Here is a 4722-nt window from a genome sequence, read left to right as displayed (position 1 = left end):
TCGTCACCCTTGACGACCTCTACAGCCTCGCGAGCACGGCAGGAATGACCCGCCCATCGGAGATCAAGACTGCGAGTTAATGCTCTGCGAGCCCTTAACTTCCCGGCCTTGGGGGAACTTCAACCCCGACGTCATCCCGTTCCCTGCACAACGGATCCAACGCCACGACGTCCTCGGCGGACTCATCCACGAGTACCGCAACACCGCCTGACGAAGATCAGAGCAGCTGACGAAAAGCCAGGTCAGTGCATGTGCAGGAGTTTTGGAACCCTACAGGTGCGCCAGCCTACCAACCCGCTCGGGCGTGCCAGTGATCACACTGACACGCCCTCACCCGACGAAACAGCAGGTCGGGTGCTGTGAAGCCATTTTGAAGCGCTACGCGCACGGAGCTCGCGGCACCAGGCCATTCGAGCCTAGCCACGGCCCTGCGGCGCAGGACGAGGTATCCGTCTCCGGCCGAGACCTCCTCATAGGTGGACGCAAGGCGACGAGTGAGCGCGGGTACCCATGACGGGCCTCCATACGTGGAAGTCCGTTCGTCGAGCACCACCCAGTCCGGCGTGAGGGGATGCCCGGCGGAGTCGGTGCATTCAGGGGTGAGCAGGTAGCCCGTGGTGCGGTCGACGAGGTGTGGGAGCAGGTAGGCGTCGGCGGCGACCGTCGCGCCGTCCGGGATCACGGCCAGCTCTGTGTGCGCGGCGCGGCAGCGCGAACAGTCTTCTTGGGGGGAGATGGCGGTGACGAGCGGCCCGCAGGCAAGAGCAGCCGTCATCCAGGCGATCAGTGCCCAGACCATGGGCTCGGCTCGGGGGCGGTGCCGTAGCGCATCGATGAGGGCGGCGAAGAGGACCACCTCGATGAGCAGGTTGTAGTGGAAGCCCAGTCCCCAGTACGCGGGGTTGGCGTTCGCCGCTCGTACGAGGAAGGGGATCAGCGCGGCCCAGATCAGTGGCGAACGCGCCCCGATGACTCCTGCGCCCGCCAGGAGAAGAACAAGAGTCCGCGACGCAGTGCCATCGGTGACCAGACTGGTGCCGAGACTGTGGGCACTTGCCGTGAGGAGCGTCCAGGGGCCCTCGGCCTCCGGCGCGTAGGTGTAGCGGTGCCAGTAGCTCAGGGACGGGATGACGATCGTAAGAACTATTGCGAGGCCGGCTACTGCCCAGGCCGCGAGCACGGCGGCCAGCGCGCGTCGGCCTCGTATGGCCAAGGCCACGGCGATGCCCAGCATGATGAAGGCGGAATCCTCCTTGACGAGCAGGAGCCCGGCTGTGAGGGCGGCGCACAAACGCCATCGGCCGAGGAGGTAGGCCCGAAGGGCGAGCGCCAGCAGGGGTGCCGCAAAGGCGACTTCGTGGAAGTCGAAGTCCACGGTGTTCTGGACGCCGACCGACGTTCCGAACGCCGCACCGGCCGACAGTCCTCGCCACCGGCCGAGCGTGGCTGTTGCGATCTCGGCGACGATGGCGACGGCCACCGCGATGAGCAGCGCCTGGATGCAGAGCAGGACCCGGATGTCGGGCCAGATGCGGTAGAGGGGGGCTGCGAGGGCGATGACGGGATCGAAGTGATCGCCGAACGCCAGGAAGCCGGGGGCTTTGAGATCGACTACCGGGGCCTGGCCTGCGGCGAGGTGTTTGACGGCCTGCCCGAAGATGGCGAGGTCCACGCCGGAGCCGAAGCGGTCGTACCGGTGCAGCGACAGTGTCAGGTAGAAGAGCAGGAAGGCGCCGCCCAGGGCAGTCGCCGCACCTCGCCGGTGACGGGGTGAGTGTGGGAGCTGGGCGGGGGCTGCGGCAGGGCGCGGGTACGTGAGCGGTGGTCGAGTGGTCATCCCGGACAGGCTGGTCGCGCGGCTTGTTCAGACCGTCACCGCCGTGTGTGCGCGCGGTCGTAGCTCCGTTCGGCTTCCCGTGACCCGGCTGGCCACCGGAACCGGCTTGTCACCGTTTGGGTACGGTCAGCGTGAACACCGCGCCCGGCTCGTTCGTGAGGGTCAGCGTGGCGCGGTGCAGCCGTGCATTCTCCCGGGCGATCGCTAGTCCGAGCCCGTTGCCGCCCGGGCCGCCATGGCCAAAAGCGCGCGCGGGATCGGCCCGTACGAAGCGGTCGAAGACCCGTTCGTGCAGCTCCTCGGGTACACCGGGCCCGGAGTCGGCGACACGGACGACAACGCTGTGTTCCGCCGCGCGGACCGTCACCTCGACCGGTGCGGCACCGTGACGTAGCGCGTTGGACACCAGGTTGGTGATGACGGTGTGCATCCGGCGCGGATCGACGTCGGCGCTGGTGTCGCCCTCGGTCCGGACGGTCACCGACTCGGGTGATTCGCTGTGGGCGACGACGTCGGCGACCAGGTCGGCGAGATCGACCGGCTGCGGGGCCACGGTGGCCTCGCCCGCATCCATCCGTGAGATCTCCAGCAGATCCTCGGTCAGCGTGGCCAGCCGCCGAAGCTGAGGGGCGATCAATGATGCTGCGCTGTCCCTGGTGGTGGGGTACTCCAGCGCGGTCGCCGCCGCCAGGAGCGAGGCGGTGGGTGTACGCAGCTCATGGCTCACGTCCGCGACGAACTGCCGCTGGCGCGCCTCGTGCCGGGTGAGCTGGTCGATCGTGTCGGCCAGGTGGTCGGCCATCTGGTTGAACGAGGAACTCAGATCGGAGAGTTCGTCACGGCCGGACACCGGGAGGCGGACCGTGAGGTCTCCGGCACCGAGTGCGCGGGCGGCCGCACCGGCGGCGCGGACAGGCCGCTGCACCCGGCCGGCGACGAGCCAAGCCAGTAGGGCGCCGACCACCACCGTGGCCGAGGAGACCAGGAGGAGGCTTCGCAGATAGACGCCCGTCTCATCGTCGACCGGCTGGAGGGAGTAGTTCTCGACTGCCAGGACGGGGGCACCCGGGTACCGGTCGTCCGGGCCCTGCTTGCCCACGATCGCCCCCACGAGCAGCCATGTCCGGCCGGCCGGGTGCACAAGGTTGAGGTGCCGCTCGTCGATCAGCGGCGGGCAGTCGCCGGTGTTCATGAAGTCCGCGAGCGAGGTCAAGGGGACGTGCGCGTCGTTCGCACCGGCCGAGGTGGCCTTGAGGCCGGGCCAGGTGTTGGGATCCTGATCGGGATCCACCGGCTCGTTCGGGTCGGGGGCCGTGTACCCGGTCCCGTCCGGGTTCGGCTTCATGGCATAGACCACGTACGTGTTGAACTTCCGCACCGCGAGCGCCTCGTTGGCGCTGAGCAGGGCGTTCGGCTTGACCTGGCTCCGGATGGAGTTGGCCGCCGAGGTGAAGTCCGACAGCGCGCTGGCCAGTGTCCGGGCCCGGAAGTCCTGCTCGGCCCTGTTCCGCAGGGCGCGATAGCTGAGTACCGAGAGGAGCACCGAGGGCAGCAGCAACGCGAACAGCACGGTGACGGCGATACGGCCGCGCAGGCCGAGGCGGCCCGTCACGGCAGGTCCAGCCGGTAGCCAACCCCGCGCACAGTGGCGATCAGGGACGGGCGGGCCGGGTCGTCCTCGGTCTTCGCCCGCAGCCGCCAGACGCAGGCATCCACGATGCGCGAGTCGCCCAGATACCCGTAGTCCCATACCCGGTCCAGCAGTACCTGCCGCGTCAGCACCTGCCCGGGGTGGAGGACGAACTCCAGCAGCAGGCGCAGCTCGGTCGGGGTCAGTTCCAGCGGGACGCCGTGCTTGGTCACGCTCATCGCGCGGGTATCGACGCGTACGGACCCCATGTCCACGATGCCCGCCCCGCTGTTCGGTTCGGCGATTGGAGCCACTCGCCGGAGTACGGCCTTGATCCGCGCGTCGAGCACCCGCGGCTCCACCGGCTTGGCGACGTAGTCGTCCGCACCGCACTCCAGGCCGGCGACGATGTCGATCGGCTCCGAGCGCGCGGTGAGCATGATGACCGGAGTCTGGCCGAGCCGCCGGATCCCGCGGCAGACCTCGAAACCATCCATGTGCGGCATCATCACGTCCAGCACCACGCAATCGACCTGCCGTCCGGCGGTCAGCTTCTCCAGCCCCGAAGGGCCGTCCGGCGCGCCGAGGACCTCGTGTCCCAGGCCTGACAGCGCCAGATCCAGAGCCTCGCGGAGCCCGTCATCGTCCTCGACGAGCAGTACACGCGCCATCCCCACCCCTCTCCAGTCGGTAATCACCCGCGCAGCGTGCCCATGAAGTATGTGCGGCTCATATGGGCTCTGTCACGGCGGGGCAACACCCAGGGAAGGGTCCAGCCAACACACCGGTGAGGCGGCCGTAGTGCCCCGCACCGGTTCCCGGTACAACGTGGCCTGGCATGGTTTCCAGTCCGCCGCGCGGCCGGGCACGCGACCTCCTCGGTGAGGATCCCGGCGACCCCACAGTACGGCGACTGCCCGGTCACCCTAACCAGCGCCGCATCGCCACCGCCCTTCGCGTCCGAGAACACGGCCTCGACGCCGAGCGCCCTGCAGGTGCTTGGCCATCAGTTCGGGTGTCACGCTGCCGCCCCATCCACGTCCAGGATGCTCAAGTCCACGTCCAAGTGGCTCTCATAGTCGTCCGGGGTGATGCCGAGCTCGTAGGTCGAGTACTCCCCGAACCGCTTGATGTGCTCGGTCAGGTACAGGGAGATCTGGGTCAGTAGCCGTTGTCGTACCGATCAGAGCGCCTGCCGATCGAACGGAAGTCTCGATCGGGTGATCGCGGGCCAGTGGACGCATAGAAGCAGGGC

3 protein-coding genes are annotated in these 4722 nt (G+C 68.4%); all 3 read right to left on the bottom strand.

What is annotated here, in order from left to right; all coding sequences use genetic code 11:
- Window positions 1–286: 286 nt before the first annotated feature.
- Window positions 287–1672, bottom strand: coding sequence for a DUF2079 domain-containing protein (locus P3T39_RS37150; protein WP_348534432.1), 1386 nt, complete (start codon window positions 1670–1672; stop codon window positions 287–289).
- A gap of 274 nt (window positions 1673–1946) precedes the next feature.
- Complete coding sequence (locus P3T39_RS37145; RefSeq protein WP_280703747.1) at window positions 1947–3449, bottom strand: HAMP domain-containing sensor histidine kinase; 1503 nt, start codon at window positions 3447–3449, stop codon at window positions 1947–1949.
- On the bottom strand, window positions 3446–4138 hold the full coding sequence (locus P3T39_RS37140; protein WP_280703746.1) for a response regulator transcription factor: 693 nt from the start codon (window positions 4136–4138) through the stop codon (window positions 3446–3448). Before P3T39_RS37140 ends, P3T39_RS37145 begins: the two co-directional genes overlap by 4 nt.
- Window positions 4139–4722 lie beyond the last annotated feature (584 nt).

It is taken from the genome of Kitasatospora sp. GP82 (assembly GCF_029892105.1).
Classification (GTDB): Bacteria; Actinomycetota; Actinomycetes; order Streptomycetales; family Streptomycetaceae; genus Kitasatospora.
This window is presented reverse-complemented; position numbering and strand designations above follow the sequence as displayed.

Excerpts from the sequence above, each read along its gene's own strand:
- P3T39_RS37140 (WP_280703746.1), bottom strand. The coding sequence starts at position 4,138 with ATGGCGCGTGTACTGCTCGTCGAGGACGATGACGGGCTCCGCGAGGCT.